This is a genomic window from Streptomyces sp. NPDC058401 (assembly GCF_042722885.1).
Taxonomy (GTDB): domain Bacteria; phylum Actinomycetota; class Actinomycetes; order Streptomycetales; family Streptomycetaceae; genus Streptomyces.
On the sequence record NZ_JBHXKA010000032.1, the window covers coordinates 54,986 to 70,899 of the forward strand.

General features: G+C 72.2%; 13 protein-coding genes. 8 read left to right on the forward strand and 5 right to left on the reverse strand.

Translation table 11 applies throughout. The annotated features are described in order from the left end of the window. Positions 1 to 9: 9 nt before the first annotated feature. Together ACFWNV_RS14875 and ACFWNV_RS14880 are read right to left on the reverse strand one after the other, a co-directional pair. Entirely contained in the window at positions 10 to 1,617 is a 1,608-nt protein-coding gene (locus ACFWNV_RS14875; RefSeq protein ID WP_383945903.1) for a CocE/NonD family hydrolase, read from the reverse strand. 150 nt (positions 1,618 to 1,767) lie between these two features. Continuing rightward, entirely contained in the window at positions 1,768 to 2,982 is a 1,215-nt protein-coding gene (locus tag ACFWNV_RS14880) for an Ig-like domain-containing protein (RefSeq protein WP_383945906.1), read from the reverse strand. A 226-nt stretch (positions 2,983 to 3,208) separates the two neighbouring features. Here ACFWNV_RS14880 and ACFWNV_RS14885 point away from each other — a divergent pair, with 226 nt between their 5' ends. The 6 genes from ACFWNV_RS14885 to ACFWNV_RS14910 all read left to right on the forward strand — a co-directional run bounded on the left by ACFWNV_RS14885 (position 3,209) and on the right by ACFWNV_RS14910 (position 10,198). Beyond that, on the forward strand, positions 3,209 to 4,384 hold the full coding sequence (locus ACFWNV_RS14885; protein WP_383945909.1) for a lipid II:glycine glycyltransferase FemX: 1,176 nt from the start codon (positions 3,209 to 3,211) through the stop codon (positions 4,382 to 4,384). After that, on the forward strand, positions 4,381 to 6,114 hold the full coding sequence (gene murJ / locus ACFWNV_RS14890) for a murein biosynthesis integral membrane protein MurJ (protein WP_383945912.1): 1,734 nt from the start codon (positions 4,381 to 4,383) through the stop codon (positions 6,112 to 6,114). The genes ACFWNV_RS14885 and murJ overlap by 4 nt, the downstream gene beginning before the upstream one ends. Before the next feature lie 77 nt (positions 6,115 to 6,191). Then, positions 6,192 to 6,875: a response regulator gene (locus ACFWNV_RS14895; RefSeq protein ID WP_383945914.1), complete on the forward strand. Its 684-nt coding sequence runs from the start codon at positions 6,192 to 6,194 to the stop codon at positions 6,873 to 6,875. Positions 6,876 to 6,884: 9 nt separating this feature from the next. Then, a complete protein-coding gene (locus ACFWNV_RS14900) occupies positions 6,885 to 8,333 on the forward strand; it encodes an ATP-binding protein (RefSeq protein WP_383945917.1) in 1,449 nt (482 codons plus the stop codon). Beyond that, complete coding sequence (locus ACFWNV_RS14905; protein WP_383945920.1) at positions 8,330 to 8,869, forward strand: hypothetical protein; 540 nt, start codon at positions 8,330 to 8,332, stop codon at positions 8,867 to 8,869. The genes ACFWNV_RS14900 and ACFWNV_RS14905 overlap by 4 nt, the downstream gene beginning before the upstream one ends. A 72-nt stretch (positions 8,870 to 8,941) precedes the next feature. Continuing rightward, a complete protein-coding gene (locus tag ACFWNV_RS14910) occupies positions 8,942 to 10,198 on the forward strand; it encodes a cytochrome P450 (protein ID WP_383945923.1) in 1,257 nt (418 codons plus the stop codon). Here the strand turns inward: ACFWNV_RS14910 and ACFWNV_RS14915 are convergent. Beyond that, positions 10,158 to 10,883, reverse strand: a complete 726-nt coding sequence (locus ACFWNV_RS14915) for a hypothetical protein (RefSeq protein ID WP_383945926.1) — start codon at positions 10,881 to 10,883, stop codon at positions 10,158 to 10,160. The genes ACFWNV_RS14910 and ACFWNV_RS14915 overlap by 41 nt on opposite strands. A gap of 101 nt (positions 10,884 to 10,984) precedes the next feature. On the opposite strand from ACFWNV_RS14915, the gene ggt reads away from it, so the two are divergent. Then, a complete protein-coding gene (ggt, locus tag ACFWNV_RS14920; RefSeq protein WP_383945929.1) occupies positions 10,985 to 12,784 on the forward strand; it encodes a gamma-glutamyltransferase in 1,800 nt (599 codons plus the stop codon). 168 nt (positions 12,785 to 12,952) lie between these two features. On the opposite strand, the gene ACFWNV_RS14925 is transcribed toward ggt, so the two are convergent. Continuing rightward, the gene (locus ACFWNV_RS14925) at positions 12,953 to 14,170 is read right to left on the reverse strand and encodes a Cmx/CmrA family chloramphenicol efflux MFS transporter (protein ID WP_383945952.1); all 1,218 of its coding nucleotides are present in this window, start codon (positions 14,168 to 14,170) and stop codon (positions 12,953 to 12,955) included. 54 nt (positions 14,171 to 14,224) lie between these two features. After that, positions 14,225 to 14,992 (reverse strand): hypothetical protein, encoded by a 768-nt coding sequence (locus ACFWNV_RS14930; RefSeq protein WP_383945932.1) that lies wholly within the window; start codon positions 14,990 to 14,992, stop codon positions 14,225 to 14,227. Positions 14,993 to 15,102: 110 nt separating this feature from the next. On the opposite strand from ACFWNV_RS14930, the gene ACFWNV_RS14935 reads away from it, so the two are divergent. Beyond that, positions 15,103 to 15,798: a copper homeostasis protein CutC gene (locus ACFWNV_RS14935; RefSeq protein ID WP_383945934.1), complete on the forward strand. Its 696-nt coding sequence runs from the start codon at positions 15,103 to 15,105 to the stop codon at positions 15,796 to 15,798. Positions 15,799 to 15,914 lie beyond the last annotated feature (116 nt).

The window sequence follows — 15,914 nt, forward strand, 5'->3', positions numbered from 1 at the left end:
AGCCGTGGATCACTGCTCGCGCAGCGGCACCGAGACGTACGAGGGATCGGTGCGCGGCGAGGAGAAGGTCAGCTGCGCGCCGGTCGGGTTGTGCTCGATGTAGAGCGGGTCGACGGTGTCGACGACCACCGCGAGGCGGTGCCCGGCCGGGACGTCGTAGGCGGTGGAGAAGAGCTCCAGGTCCACCCCGAAGGACCGGCCGGCCGCCTTGCCGTGGAAGGTGTACGGGGCGTTGCTGATCAGCTTGCCGATCCCGAGCGGGCCCACGTCGTAGAGGTACGCGACGAAGGTGCCGTCGGACTTCGAGGGCGTGACGGTGGTGTGCAGTTTCACCGTGCCCCGCACGCGGCGCTCCTCCTCGTAGCGCGGCGACTGCCAGACGGCGGCGAAGGCGCGGGGGAGCAGCGGTATGGAGGCGGCGGGGGGTGCCTGGGCGATCTGGTCGAGCAGGCTGGACAGCATGACGATCCCGCCGTTGGCGCCGGAGTCGATGCCGGTGAAGAGGTGCTCGCTGTCGGAGAGCATCAGCTTCTCGGCGCCGCCGGAGCCGACCGACTTCCAGTCCGCGTAGCCCTCGTACCCGCCGTCGCTGCGGGGCTTGATCTGCACCGGGGCCTCGGAGTCCACGCCGTTGGCCGCGCCCTTGAGGTAGCGGTCGAACCAGCGGTGGGCGTTGGTCCAGGTGTCGTTGGGCAGGCCGAGGAGTCCGGTCAGCTCGGCGGTGGCGTGGTCGCCGGGGCGGAATTCCAGGCGCTTGGGGCCGGTCAGCTTCTCGAAGAACTTCGCGTACTGGTTGGGCGGGAAGATGGTGTCGCCCCAGGCGTTGCCGAGCATGATCGCGGCGCCGTTGGCGTTGATCGCGTCCACCTTCTCGGCTGCGGAGCGCTTCTTCCCCCACTCGATCATCTGCGGTTCCTTGTCCAGCTTCGAGCCGAGGAAGTCGCCGAGGATCTGCTGGAGTTCGGGGCCGGGGCGGCCGGTGAGGAAGCCGGCGCCGCCGAGCAGGGCGGCCGCCTGGAGGTGCTGGGTGCGGCCGGAGTAGATGGACTCGATGAGATCGGCCCAGCCGCTGAGCGCGACCACGGCCTTGATGCGCGGATCGCTCGCGGAGGCCAGCAGACTGATGCCCGCGCCGTACGAGACCCCGCCCATGCCGATGTGCGCCGCGTCGGCCGGGGTGTTGGCGAGGGCCCAGTCGATGACGGCGGAGACGTCCGCGACGTCCTTCGGGCCGGCGGTCTCGATCTCGCCGCCGGAGAGCCAGAACCCGCGGGAGGTGTAACTGACCACCACGTACCCGGAGTCGGCGAGCTGCTTGGCCTGCGCGATGTATTCGATCTGCGGCAGGCCCCAGCTGGTGGGCAGGACGATCAGCGGGTACTGCACGCCGGCCGCGGCGCCCGCCGGGGCGAAGACGTTGCCCTTGAGGGTGATGCCGCCGGAGCCGGGGATGTCGTGGAAGGTGATCCCCGACGAGGCTGCCGAGGCCTCCGGGGCGGCGGCGGTCGTGCGGGCGGGAGCCGCCTGGGCCTGATGGGGGGCCAGGCCCAGGGCGGCTGCTGCCAGTACGGCTGCCATGGCAGTCGCGGTTCTGGTGGTGCGGACCGTGCGGACCATCGATCGCTCCTCGCGTGCGCCGGGTGTCAAAGTGACCCGACGGTAACGGGAGGGGCTTACCGGAAGTAACCCGTGAGTAAGTTACGTGCCGGTAACGATTGAATGATGGTCAACTTCACGCGGGGAGGGCGCGGACCGGCCCGGCCGGGCTCAGCCGACCTGCGGGGTTCCGGCCACGGCGCTCTTGGCCTGCCACTGCTCCCAGGTGAGGTTCCACTCGCCGTAGCCGTTGCCCACGTCCGGGTTGCCCTTGGAGCCCTGCCCCACGACCTCGAACGGGTCGCCGGCCTGGGCCGCCGCGAAGAACGCCTTCGCGTTCTCGTCGCTCATGCCCACGCAGCCGGAACTGGTGTTGGCGCGGCCGAAGTTGGCGGTGTTCCACGGCGCGGCGTGCACGTACATGCCCGACCAGGTCAGCCGGATCGAGTAGTCGACCATCTTGTCGTAGGAGTCGCCCAGGCCCACCGTCTGGGAGTCCATCCGGATGGTGCCCTCCTTCGCCATCATCACCATCTTCCCGTCCCAGGAAGCCTTCTTGCCGCCGGGAGTGCCCGCCGAGATCGGGATGGTGCCGACCACCTGGCCGTCTTCGGTGACGGTCGCCTTCTTCGTGCCGAGGTCCACCTTCACCTCGCGGTCCTTGCCTATCTTGAACTCGGTGGCGTAGTCCTTCACGAACATCCCGCCGCCGGGACCGGAGTCGACACCGTTCAGGTTCATCTGGACCTTCACGTCCGTGCCGGACTTCCAGTACTCCTTGGGCCTCCAGTCGACCCGGTCCTTGCCCGAGTAGTCCGTGATCCAGCCCCAGGAACCCTCGGTGTTGTTCGAGGTGGTCACCTTCAGCTGCTTCTCCACCGCGGCCTTGTCCTTCACCGGGTTGTCGAAGACGATCGAGACCGGCATGGCCACGCCCACGGTGCTGCCCTTGGGAACGTTGATCGAGACCTTGTTCACCTTGTCGGGGGCCGAGGTCTTGAACGTCGTCGTGGCGCTCTGACTGTCCGTGTTCTGGGCCTCGACCTTGTACTCGGCCGAGGGCAGGGCGTTGCCCTGCGAGGTCCAGGTCTTCCCGTCGGCGGTTATCTGCCCGGCCAGTTCCCCGCCCTTGGCGTCCGTGACCTTCACCGCCGCGAGCTTCCCCTCGGCGATCGTCACGGTCACCGGCGCCCCCGCCTTCACCTGGTCGCCGGTGAGGTTCACCGAGACCGCCATGGCCGGCTTCTCCTTCATCTCCGCCTTGCCACCGCCGCCCGCGGTGGCGCCACCGCCACCGCAGGCCGCCAGTGAGGCGGCCAGCAGGGCGGTACCCGCCGCCACGGCGGTGCGGCTGCGTACAGAGAAGACCCGGCGTGTGCGGCTCAACGAAAACCCCTCCGAAGTAATGATCGTCCGCAAAAGAAGATGCGAACGGAACAACTCTAGGTTGCGGGAGATCGGGAAAACTTCAGGATTTCCTATGTGACATGGACCGCAGCGATACGGTCATCGTCCGGTCACAATCGCCGCGCACACCGGTCACGGGCGCCTGTGAGAGTCCTGTGCATCCACCGATTCGGACGTACAGCACGTACAGGAAGGCCGGTCAGCCGTGTGTGCACTGCTCGTGACCCCCACCCAGCAGGACCAGACCCGAAGCCGGAACAGGGAGCTCACCGTGCGCCCGCTGTCCGAAGCGGAATACCGGGGATTCCTTTCACGGCACGGCCGGGCCAGTTTTCTCCAGTACCCGTCCTGGGGCGGCGTAAAGGACCTTTGGCGATCGGAAAGGGTCGGATGGCACTACCCCGGCGGTGAAATGGAAGGTGCCGGACTCGTTCTCTACCGTCAATTCCCCGGCACCCGCAAATACTTCGCCTACCTCCCCGAGGGGCCCGTCGCCGACTGGGCCGACCCCGACATCGACCGCTGGCTGACCCCCCTCAAGAACCACCTCAAGGCCTCCGGCGCCTTCGCCGTCCGCATCGGACCCACCCCCGCCTACCGCCGCTGGGACGCGGCCACCGCCAAGGCGGGCACCGGCCCGGGCCGGCAGATCTCCGACGTGCTCGCCACCGAGGTGGACCCGGTCGGCGCCGCGCTCGCCGACCGGCTGCGCACCCGAGGCTGGAAGCGCTGCGGCGGCGAGGACGACGGCGACGCCCAGCCCCGCCACGTCTTCCGCGTCCCGCTCGCCGGGCGCACCCTCGACGACCTGTGGTCGGGCCTGAACCAGGAGTGGCGGCGCAATGTGCGCAAGGCCACGAAAGCGGGGGTGGAGACGGCCGTCGGCACGGCCGCCGAGCTGCCCGAGTTCTACCGGCTGTTGCGCATCACCGAGGAGCGCGACGGCTTCAGGCTCGGCCGCTCGCTGGCGTACTACCAGCAGCAGTACGAGGTCCTGAACGCCGAAGAACCCGGCCGCATGCGCCTCTACCTGGGCGTTCACCAGGGCGAGATCCTCGCCGCGCACACCATGATCGTGGCCGGCAGCCGGGTCTGGTACCAGAGCGGTGCCTCCGCCGACCACCGCCGCGAGGTCCGCCCCAGCAACGCCCTTCAGTGGCGCATGATGTGCGACGCACATGCACTCGGAGCGGACGAATACGACATGCGCGGGGTACCCTCCACCCTCGACCCCGACGAACGTTCCTTCGGGCTGCTGCGCTGGAAGCTCGGCACCGGCGGACAGGTCGTCGAAACCCTCGGCGAGTGGGAGACCTCCATGGACGGATACGCCAACACGGCCCTCTACAAGGCGTTCCAGGCGTACATGGCCCGCCGGTGACCCTCGCAGACCCCAGAGCAGAGGCCACGGCAGAGGCCAGAGCAGAGGCCACGGCAGCGGCCACGGCAGAGGCCCGCACCGACCGCGCGGCACCGAAGAAGACCTCGGTGCTGCGCAGCGGCGCGCTCATGGCCGCCGGCTCGATCGTCTCCCGCGCCACCGGCTTCGTCCGCTCCGCCGTGATCGTCGCGGCGCTGGGCACCACCCTGCTCGGCGACGGCTACGCCGTCGCCAACACCGTCCCGAACATCCTGTACATCCTGCTCATCGGCGGCGCCCTCAACGCGGTCTTCGTCCCCGAGCTGGTCCGCGCCGCCAAGGAGCACGAGGACGGCGGCGCCGCCTACACCGACCGGCTGCTCACCGTCTGCACGGCCGCGCTGCTGGTCCTCACCGCCGCCGCCGTCCTGGCCGCCCCGCTCATCGTCTCGGCGTACACCGGCTACAGCGGCGGCCAGGAGTCCGTCACCGTGGCCCTGGCCCGGTACTGCCTCCCGCAGATCCTGTTCTACGGACTGTTCACCCTGCTCGGGCAGGTGCTCAACGCCCGCGGCCGGTTCGGCGCCATGATGTGGACCCCGGTCCTCAACAACCTCGTCGTCATCGCCGTCTTCGCGCTCTTCCTCTACGTCTCCCACGGCGCGGCGGACGGCCTGAGCGCCTCCGAGACCCGGCTGCTGGGCATCGGCACCACCGCCGGCATCGTCGTCCAGGCCCTCGGCCTGATCCCCTCGCTGCGCGCCGCCCGCTTCCGCTGGCGCCCCCGCTTCGACTGGCGCGGCAGCGGACTGGCCCGCCCGCTGCGCAACGCGGGGTGGCTCGTCCTGCTCGTCCTGACCAACCAGATCGCCTACTGGGTCGTGACCCGGCTCTCCACCGCCACCGGCGAGCACGCCGTCGCCCAGGGCATCGCCGGCGGCGCCGGATACACCGCCTACAGCAACGCCTACCTGCTGTGGATGGTCCCCCAGGGCATCATCACCGTCTCCCTCGTCACCGCCCTCATGCCCCGGATGAGCTCCGCCGCCGCCGACGGCGACCTCGGGGCCGTGCGCAAGGACGTCTCCTACGCGCTGCGCTCCAGCGCGGCCCTGGTCGTCCCCGCCGCCGCGCTCTTCGCCGCCCTCGCGCCCTGGGTGACCGGCAGCGTCTTCGAGTACGGCCGCACCGGCCCCGCCGACGTCGCCGTCATGGCCGGCATGCTCGCGGCCTTCGCACCCGGCCTGATCGCCTACTCCGCGCAGTACGTGCTCTCCCGCGGCTTCTACGCCCTCTCCGACACCCGGACCCCCTTCTTCCTCAACCTCTCCATCGCCGCCCTCAACGCCGGGCTCTCGGCCGCCGCGTACCTCCTGCTGCCGCCGCGCTGGGCGGTCACCGGCATGGCCGCGGCCTGCTCGATCGCCTTCACCGCGGGCGCGGCCCTCACCGCGTACGTCCTCTCCCGGCGGCTCGGCCCGCGCACCGGGACCCGCACGGAACGCCGCAGCACCGCCGCCCGCACCCATCTGCGGCTCCTCACCGCCTGCGCCCCGGCGGGCGCCGCCGGGTACGCGGCCGCGCGCTGCGTCGACCGGTTCGGGAACCTCGCCGGACCCCTCGGGAACTACGCCGGGGCCGCGGCGGGAACCGCGGTGATCCTTCTCGTCGTCGTACTCCTTGCCCGCCCCCTGCGGCTCACGGAGATCACCGACCTGCTGGACTCCGTACGGCGCAAGACCGGTCGTTAGGCCGGGCTACCCGCTCCCAGCCGCATATCGGCCGAAAGCGGGAGGGACCCGACCGACGAGCCTGGAATACTGACCCGATGCCACGCGTACTGCTGATCGAGGACGACCCTTCCATCAGGGAGGGCGTGGGCCTCGGCCTGCGCCGCCGGGGCCACGACGTGAGCGCGGCCGAGACGGGCGAGGCCGGACTGAGCCTCATGGCGAGCTTCCACCCCGAGCTCGTCCTGCTCGACCTCATGCTGCCCGGCATCAACGGCGTCCAGGTGTGCCGGCGGATCCGCGAGACCAGCCAGGTCCCGATCATCATGCTCACCGCGCGCGGGGACGACTTCGACATAGTCGTCGGCCTGGAAGCCGGCGCCGACGACTACATCGTCAAGCCCGCCCGCACGGAGGTCATCGAAGCCCGCATCAAGGCCGTGCTGCGCCGCCTCAGCGAGCCCGCGGGCGGCCGCCCCGACGTGGAGTTCCACGGGGAGCTGGCCGTGGACCGGGCCGGGCTCACCGTCGCCAAGAACGGCGAGCGCGTCCCCCTGGCCCCCAGCGAGATCAAGCTGCTGCTGCACCTGTCGGCCTCGCCCGAGCAGGTCTTCTCCCGCCAGCAGCTCCTCGAATACGTGTGGGAGCACAGCTACCACGCCGACGCCCGGCTGGTGGACGCCTGCGTACGCCGCCTGCGCCACAAGGTCGAGGACCCCGAGGGCGCCCCCCGCTACATACAGACCGTGCGCGGCTTCGGCTACCGCTTCGGCCCCCTGTAGGCCGCCCGCATGAGACGTTTCGCCCCGCTGGGCCTGCGCACCCGGCTGATCGCCGCCTTCCTGCTGGTCGCCGCCATCTGCGCGGTGAGCACGGCCGCGCTCACCTACCAGCAGGCCCGCAACGCGATCCTCAAGCAGAGCCAGGACACCGCCGTCAGCACCCTGCGCGACCTGGTCGACTCCCAGTACACCCAACTGCCCATGGGGCAGGCGGAACTCCAGCGGCTCGTCGGGGAACTGGGCAAGCGCGGCCAGCCGCACCCCTGGACCGTCTACGGGGAGTACGGCAAGCTCCGCGCCACCTCGAACCAGGGCGGCCCGGCCATCTCGCCCAGCGTCACCGACCAGCTCCGCAGTCAGGTGACCGCCCATCCGCACGGCGCCTTCCAGCGCACCCAGGACCGCAACGGCAACCTCTCGCTCGTCGTCGGCATGCCCGCCGTCTTCAAGCGCGACGAGGTCTACGAGACCACCGGTGCGGTGTTCTACGCGGTCGTGCCCCTGGACACCGAGCAGACCACCGTCGAGGCCCTGGTCGCCGCGGCCCGTACGGGCGCCGTACCGGGCCTCGCGATCGCCCTGATCCCCGCCCTGCTCGCGGCGCGCAGCGTCCTGCGGCCCGTACGGGACATGCGCAAGGCCGCCCAGCGGCTGGGACGCGGCCGGCTCGACACCCGGATCGAGGTGCGCGGATCCGACGAACTCGCCGGACTCGCCCGCACCTTCAACGAGACGGCCCGCGCACTCGAACAGTCGGTCAGCGAACTGCGGGAGGCCGAGGCCCGTGCCCGCCGCTTCGCCGCCGACGTCTCCCACGAACTGCGCACCCCGCTCGCCGGGATGCTCGCCGTCACCGAAGTCCTCGACGAGGGCGCCGAGGAGCTCGACGCCGACACCGCCAAGGCGCTGCGCCTGATCAGCGCCGAGACCGGGAAACTCGCCGTGCTCGTCGAGGACCTCATGGAGATCTCCCGCTTCGACGCCCGCGCCGCCGAGCTCAACCTCGACGAGGTCGACGTCGCCGAGACCGTCACCAAGACCCTGGAACGCCGCCACTGGACCGACGGGCGGGTCACCACCGACCTGCCGGCCGGCGTCCGAGCCCGGCTCGACCCGCGCCGCTTCGACGTGGTCCTCGCCAACCTCGTGGGCAACGCCCTCAAACACGGCGGGACCCCGGTCCGCGTCGTCGTCCGCACCGAGACCCGGCCCGACGGCGAGCGGCTCCTCGTCGAGGTCGCCGACAACGGGCCCGGCATCGCCCCCGCGGTGCTGCCGCACATCTTCGACCGCTTCTTCAAGGCCGACGCCGCCCGCACCCGTTCCACGGGCAGCGGTCTGGGGCTGGCCATCACCCTGGAGAACGTCCGCCTGCACGGAGGCACCCTGCACGCGGCCAACGGCCCCGGCGGCGGCGCGCTCTTCACCCTCGACATGCCCCTGGAGGCCCGCACATGACCCGCGTGCGCAGGGCCGCGGCCGCGTTCGCGCTGACCCTCCCGCTGCTCCTCGCCACCGGCTGCGGCATCGCCACCACCGGGGTCGTCGAGAGCGGCCGCGCCGGAACCGTGAAACTGGCCACCGCTCCGGACCCCGGCCTGCTGTACTTCATCGCCCCCGGCGGCGGGCTCGTCCCGCTCCCGGTCTCCGACCGGATGCAGCGGCCGGACGTCGGCTTCACGATCGGGATGCTGCTGGAGGGGCCCAGCGAGGCCGCGCGGGAGGCCGGTCTGACCACCCAGATCCCGGAGCCGGACACTCTGACCCCGGACTCCAAGGCCGGCGCCCGCGGAGGGGTCAAGGCCGCCGGTGACGGGAAGACCCTCCGGCTGTACCTGCCCCTCCCGGTCGGGCCGCTGTCCGATCCCGCCCGGCGCCAACTGGCGTGCACGGCCCTCGCGGCGGTGGCCGCCGGTGCGGCCCCGGAGATCCTCCTCATCGGCTCCGACGGCAAGGAGCAGTCCGCCACCTGCGAGACCCGGCCCGCGCACTGACACCCGGCCGGCCCCGGCCGGAGCCCGGCGGGGCCCCTTGCGGGCCGGGCCGCTCCCCGCCACGGTGTGCGCATGGACCAAGGACCGGCCCCCGAAGTCTTCGACCCGCGCCTCTACGCCGAAGGCGTCCCGTACGACCGCTACCGGCTGCTGCGCGACCGCCACCCGGTGTCCTGGCAGCGCGAGCCGGAGGTGCTCGGCTGGCCCGCCGGCCCCGGCTTCTGGGCCGTCACCCGGCACGCCGACGTGGTCCGGGTCCTGCGCGACCACCGCACGTACTCCTCGCACCTGGGCGCGACCCAGATCCGCGACCCCGACCCGGCCGACCTGCCCTTCCTGCGGCGCACCATGCTCAACCAGGATCCCCCCGAGCACGGAACCCTGCGCCGGACCGTGGCCCGCGCCTTCACCCCGGCCCGCGTCGACGCCTTCACCGCCCGGGCCCGAGGCCGGGCCCGTACGCTGCTGCGCGCCGCCCGCGACGGCGCCGAGGACGGGGCCGCCGACCTGGTGCACACGGTCACCGACACCTACGCCCTGCTGAACCTCACCGACCTGCTGGGCGTCCCGGAGGCCGACCGGGGGCTGCTGCTGGAGTGGACCGTACGGATCATCGGATACCAGGATCCCGAGGACGCCCCGGCTCCGCCGCTCGGCCCGGACGGCAAGCCGCTGAACCCGCGCTCGCCGGCGCTGCTGGGGGAGATGTTCGCCTACGCCCGCGAACTCGCCGCCCACAAAAGGGCCCGGCCCGGCGACGACGTGATGACCACGCTGGCCCTCGCCGGGCTGGCGGACGCGGAGCTGGAGATGTTCTTCTTCCTGCTCACCGTCGCCGGCAACGACACCGTGCGCAGCGCCGCCCCGGGCGGCCTGCTCGCACTGGCCCGCGACCCGCAGGCCTACGCCGGACTCGCCGACGGGCGGGCCCCGTTGGACCGGGCCGTCGAGGAACTCCTGCGCGTCCACCCGCCGGTGCTGAGCTTTCGCCGCACCGCCGCCGCCGACACCGAGCTCGCCGGACGGCGGATCCGGGCCGGCGACAAGGTGGTGGTCTTCCACGCTTCCGCCAACCACGACGAGCGCGTCTTCACCGACCCCGGACGCCTCGACCTCGGCCGCGCCCCCAACCCGCACGTCTCCTTCGGGGACGGCCCGCACGTGTGCCTGGGCGCGCACTTCGCCCGGCTCCAGCTCCGCGTCCTCTACGAGGAGTGGATCGCCGCCATGCCACCACCGGAACTGGCGGGCCCACCCCGCCGGTTGGTGTCGAACTTCATCAACGGGATCACACGGCTGCCGCTGCGGGTGTCCGGGCGGGGACGGTGACGTCGGCGACCAGCTCGGTCACGTCGGGGCCGTAGGCATCGGAGTTGATGACCTTGAGCAGGATGCAGAAGGAGTCGTCGCCGTAGGTCCCGGCCAGCTTCCGGTGGTACCGGGCCAGGTACCGGGCCGCGGCCTGGTTGCTGATCGCGGTCTGCCCGCACAGCAGGAACACCGGCCGGGACCCCCGCCCGGTCGTCAGCCGCGCCAGGAGCACGTACTCGACGAGGCCCTTGTTCCAGCGGTAGGTCTCCCCGCCGACGGTGATGGCCCCGCGGTCCGGTACGGACTCGCTGGAGACGACGATCTGCACCCCGGGGAGCATGGAGGCCAGATGGGCCGTCGTCCGGGCGTTGGAGGAGGGCCCGCCCACGCAGAACTCGGCCCGCTCGCCGAAGCCCTGCCGCGCCCCGTCGTGGGTGACGATCTGCACGTTCGCCCCACAGTCCTTGATCAGGGCGGATATCTCCAGCAGCGCGAAGGCGTCGTTGCGGTGCAGGGAGGAATCGGTGCCGCCCATCTGCCGGTTGACCACGAACAGGCAGTCCGAACCGGTGGGCAGCCCGAAGAAGGCCTGCTTGCGGCGCAGCGCACGGCGCCACACGTAGGTCCGGGTGAACCAGCCGAACCCGCCGCTGCACGCGGTGGCGATCACCCCGAGCACGATGTTGCGGACGTCCTCATTCATGCGGCGGATGGTAGCCGTCACACGGCCTTCATGACGCGGCGGGTGCGCGGAAGTTAGGCTGCCGCTCCAAGGTCTGGCAGGCAGTCGACTGGAGAAACCGCATGCGTGGTCCCGCCGCACGTCACTTAGCGTTCGTCGCGCTCGCCGGGGCGCTCGTCTCGACCGGGGCGAGCGCCCCGGCGTCGAAGAGCCCCACCCCGCCCAAGGTCCCGGTGGCCACCGGCTACGGCGGGGCCGTCGCCAGCGTCGACGCCGACGCCAGTGCGGCCGGCATCGCCGTCCTGCGCTCCGGCGGCAACGCCGTGGACGCCGCCGTCGCGACGGCCGCCGCGCTCGGGGTCACCGAGCCCTACTCCGCAGGCATCGGCGGGGGCGGCTACTTCGTGTACTACGACGCCCGCTCCGGCCGGGTGCGCACCATCGACGGCCGGGAGACCGCCCCGGCCACGGCCACCGCCGGGCTGTTCCAGGAGAACGGCCTGCCCATCCCCTTCGCCGAGGGGCAGACCAGCGGCCGCGGCGTCGGAGTCCCCGGCACCCCGGCGACCTGGCAGAGCGCACTGGAGTCCTGGGGCACCCGTCCACTGGGCCAACTCCTCAAGCCCGCCGAGAAACTGGCCCGCGACGGCTTCACCGTGGACCCCACCTTCCGGGCCCAGACCGAGCTGAACGAGGCCCGGTTCAGGGATTTCCCCGACACGAAGAAGCTCTTCCTGCCCGGCGGCGCCCTCCCGGTGGTCGGCTCCACCTTCAAGAACCCCGACCTGGCCGCCACGTACGCGGAGCTCGGCCGCAAGGGCGCGGGCACGCTCTACCGGGGCCGGCTGGCCGAGGACATCGTCCGGGCCGTGCGCACGCCCCCGGTGGACCCGGCGGCCACCCGCGTGGTCCGCTCCGGCGATCTGACCACCGGGGACCTGCGCGCGTACGCGACCAAGCGGCAGGACCCGACCCGGGTCGGCTACCGCGGCCTGGACGTGTACAGCATGGCCCCGTCCTCCTCCGGCGGCACCACCGTCGGCGAGGCGCTGAACATCCTGGAGCGCACCGACCTCGGCGCGCTCAGCGAGACCCAGTACCTGCACCGCTTCATCGAGGCCTCCCGGATCTCCTTCGCCGACCGGGGGCGCTGGGTCGGCGACCCGGCCGCCGAGGACGTGCCCACGAAGGAACTGCTCTCGCAGGGCTACGCGGACACGCGCGGCTGCCTCATCGACCCGGCCAAGGCGCTGACCAGCCCGCTTGCACCGGGTGATCCCCGCAAGCCGGTCGCCTGCGGCGGCTCCGGGCAGGCCGCCCCGACCACGTACGAGGGGGAGAACACCACGCACCTGACCGTCGCCGACCGCTGGGGCAACGTGGTCTCCTACACGCTGACCATCGAGTCGACCGGCGGCAGCGCCATCACCGTCCCGGGACGCGGCTTCCTGCTCAACAACGAGCTGACCGACTTCTCCTTCGCCCCGGCGGCGCCCGGCGTCCCCGACCCCAACCTGCCGGGTCCCGGCAAGCGGCCGCGCTCGTCGATGGCCCCGACCATCGTGCTGGAGCACGGACGCCCGGTGCTCGCAGTGGGCTCCCCGGGCGGGGCGACCATCATCACCACGGTGCTCCAGACCCTGACCGGGCACCTGGACCGCGGGCTGCCGCTGGTGCAGGCCATCGCCGCGCCGCGGGCCAGCCAGCGCAACCAGACCACCACCGAGCTGGAACCGGAGCTGTGGAACAGCCCGCTCCGGGCCGAGCTGGAGGCCCTCGGACAGGGCTTCCGGCAGAACCCGGAGATCGGCGCGGCCACCGGTGTCCAGCGGCTGCCCGACGGTCGGTGGCTGGCCGCGGCCGAGCCGACCCGGCGGGGCGGCGGCTCGGCGATGGTGGTGCACCCGTACGGGAAGCCGTAGGGCCTGGGCCGTCTCTTTCGGATCTTGCCGGGCCCGCGACGCCTGGCACCGCGCCTGGCCGCACTGCCGAGGCGACCACGTACGCCCAGTACGCGAACGCCCCGGCAGCACGCCCAGGCACGGCACCAGACGCCGCGGACTCGGCCGACAAGATCCGAAAGAGACGACCTAGACCTTCTCCACAGCAGCCGGCACCGGCAGGGCCGCCGCCGAGCCGGTCACCAGGCGTGTGGGGGCGGTCGTACGGCGGTCCAGGCGGAACGCCACGAGGCCCAGGGCGATGGCGGTGACGGTCATTGCGCCGCCCGCCCAGGCGGTGGCGGAGTAGCCGTACCCGGCGTCGATGACGGTGCCGCCGAGCCAGGGGCCGCCGGTGTTGCCGAGGTTGAACGCGGCCGTGGTGGTCGCCCCGGCCAGGGTCGGGGCGGCGCCCGCGACGTTGAACATGCGGGCGTTGAGCGCCGGGGCCGTGAAGAACGCCGAGAAGCCGATCAGGAACGAGAGGGCGATCGCGGCCGCGGCCGTGGAGGCCAGCAGGGCCAGTGCCGCCAGGAAGACGGTGGAGCCGGTGATGCCCCACAGCATCACCCCGAACAGGTGCGCGTCGGCGATCCGCCCGCCCACCGTGGTGCCCACCAGCGCGCCGATCCCGAAGAGGCCGAGGATCCAGGGCACCCACTGGGAATCGAGCCCGGCCACGTCCGTGAGCAGCGGGGACAGGTAGCTGAAGGCGCAGAAGACCCCGCCCGCGGCGAGCGCCGTGATGCCGATCGACAGCCACACCTGCCGGTCGCGGTAGATGCGCAGCTCGCGCGAGAGCGTCGGCCGCTCGGCGGGCAGCGGGATCTTCGGGATCAGCGCGAGGATGCCGACCAGCGCGACGGCGGAGGCCGCGCCCACCGCCCAGAACGCGGACCGCCAGCCCAGGTGCTCACCGAGGAACGCGCCGACCGGTACGCCGAGGACGTTGGCGATGGAGAGCCCGCCGATCATGACGGCCATCGCACGGGCCCGCTGGTGCTGCTCGACCATGGCGATGGCCACGGCGGCGCCGACCGCCCAGAAGCCGGCGCAGGCGAGCGCGGAGACGATGCGGGAGGCGAAGAGCAGCTCGTACGAGGGGGCCAGCGCGCCCGCGACCTGCCCGAGGCCGAAGAGGCTGATCAGCGAGAGCAGGGTGGTGCGCCGGGGCAGCCGCAGCGTGGCGACGGCGAGCAGGGGCGCACCGACGACCATGCCGATCGCGAACGCGGATATGAGCAGGCCCGCCTGCGGGATGGTGACGCCCATGTCCTCGGCGATGGGTGGCAGGAGCCCGGAGAGCATGAACTCGCTCGTGCCGAGTGCGAAGACGGAGAGGCCGAGGATGTAGACGGCAACGGGCATACGGGTGCGTTCGGCTGCGGCGGGCATGAACTATCTCAACCCCGACGAACGGGATCACATTCCCGGGGGCTGCGTGGCCTCGGTCTCGCTCCCGTTCGTGCTCTCGGACTCGCTCTCGGTGAGTCCCGCCAGCTCGGCGGCCAGGTTCGCGCGGGCCGGGGCTTCCCAGTGCGCAGCCCCGTAGGCGGTGCGGAAGAGGCGGGGCAGCTCCAGGAGCTGGCGCAGCACGGCGGCCCGGCCCGCGCGGAAGGCCTCGTCGGGGACGAAGCCGTACTCGGCGCGGACGGCTGCCGCGTAGGCGGCGTACTCCTCGGGCGTGCCCGCGAGGACGCCGAGGTCGGCGTCGCAGAGGAGCTCGCCGTTGGCGTCGCCGGGGGCGGGGTCGTGGGTGATCGTGAGCCGGACGAGGCGGGCCACCTCGGCGGTGCGGGCCCCGTCGATGCCGAGCTCGGGCAGGGCGCGCTCGGCCAGGGTGGCGCTGCGTTCCTCGTTCTCGGAGCGGTCGGGGCGGTAGACGGCGTCGTGGAACCAGGCGGCGAGGTCTACGGCGGGGCGGTCCGGTGAGCCGTCCTGGGTGTCTGCCTCGCCTGCCTCGCCTGCCTCGTTTGCCTCGTTTGCGAGTACGTCGATGCGTGCGAGTACGTCGGCCAGGTGTGCGGTGGTGTGGTACCTGCGCTGCGGCTCCGCCCAGGCGGTGAGGAGGCGGTCGGCGTAGGGGGCGGGGTCGCGGTCGGGCGCGGCTCCGGCGGCGGCGGTCGTGGCGTGCCAGCGGGCGCGGAGGCTCTGTTCGCGGTGCGTGTCGGAACTCGTGGCGGATGTCATGCGCACATTGTGGTGGTGGCGTGATTGTGCTGGTGAAGGGTGGGCGAAGGCCCGTACCCTGGATATTGGACTAGACCTATTTTGCAATGCGGGACGAAGGATGGGATTACATGAGCAACCGTGCGCTCCTGGAGGTGATCGCCCTCGACGCGGAGGACGCGGTCGCGGCCCAGGCCGGTGGGGCGGACCGACTCGAACTGGTCACCGACATGGCCGCCGACGGGCTCACCCCGCCGCGCGAGACCTTCGCGGCGATCCGGGCGGCGGTCGACATCCGGCTGCGCGTGATGCTCCGGAAGGCGGACGGCTTCGCGGCGGGTTCCGCGGAGGATGTGGAACGCCTGGTGGAGGAGGCGCGGGCGCTGCGTGCGGAGGGGGCGGAGGAGTTCGTACTGGGCTTCCTGAACCCCGACGGCACCCCCGACCTGATCGCCGTCGAGGCGGTCGTGGCGGAGCTGGGCGGTTGCGGGTGGACGTTCCACCGCGCGATCGACCGGGCGGCCGACCGTGACCAGCTCCGCAAGGCCGTCGCCGACCTGCCCGGGCTCGACACCTACCTGACCGCGGGTGCGGCGGGCGGGGTCGACGAGGGGCTGCCCGTGCTTCTGGCTGAGGCCGCGAAGGCGGGCACGCCCGGCTATGAGCCGCGCATCCTGGTGGGCGGCGGGCTGGCCCTCACGCACCTTCCCGTGCTGCGGGAGGCGGGCATCGACGCGTTCCACATCGGGGGGGCGGCGCGTCCTGACGGGTGGGGGCGGCCGGTGTCGGCGGTGGCGGTGTCGTCCTGGCGGACGGCGCTGGGCTGACCCCTCTTGTGCGGCGCCGTTGCCGGGGACTCCGTCCCCGGGCGCCTCAAACGCCGGCGGGGCTGGGGGTGGCCTGGGTGCGGTGCTTGCTGCGTGGGGTGGGGCGGTGCCGGGGG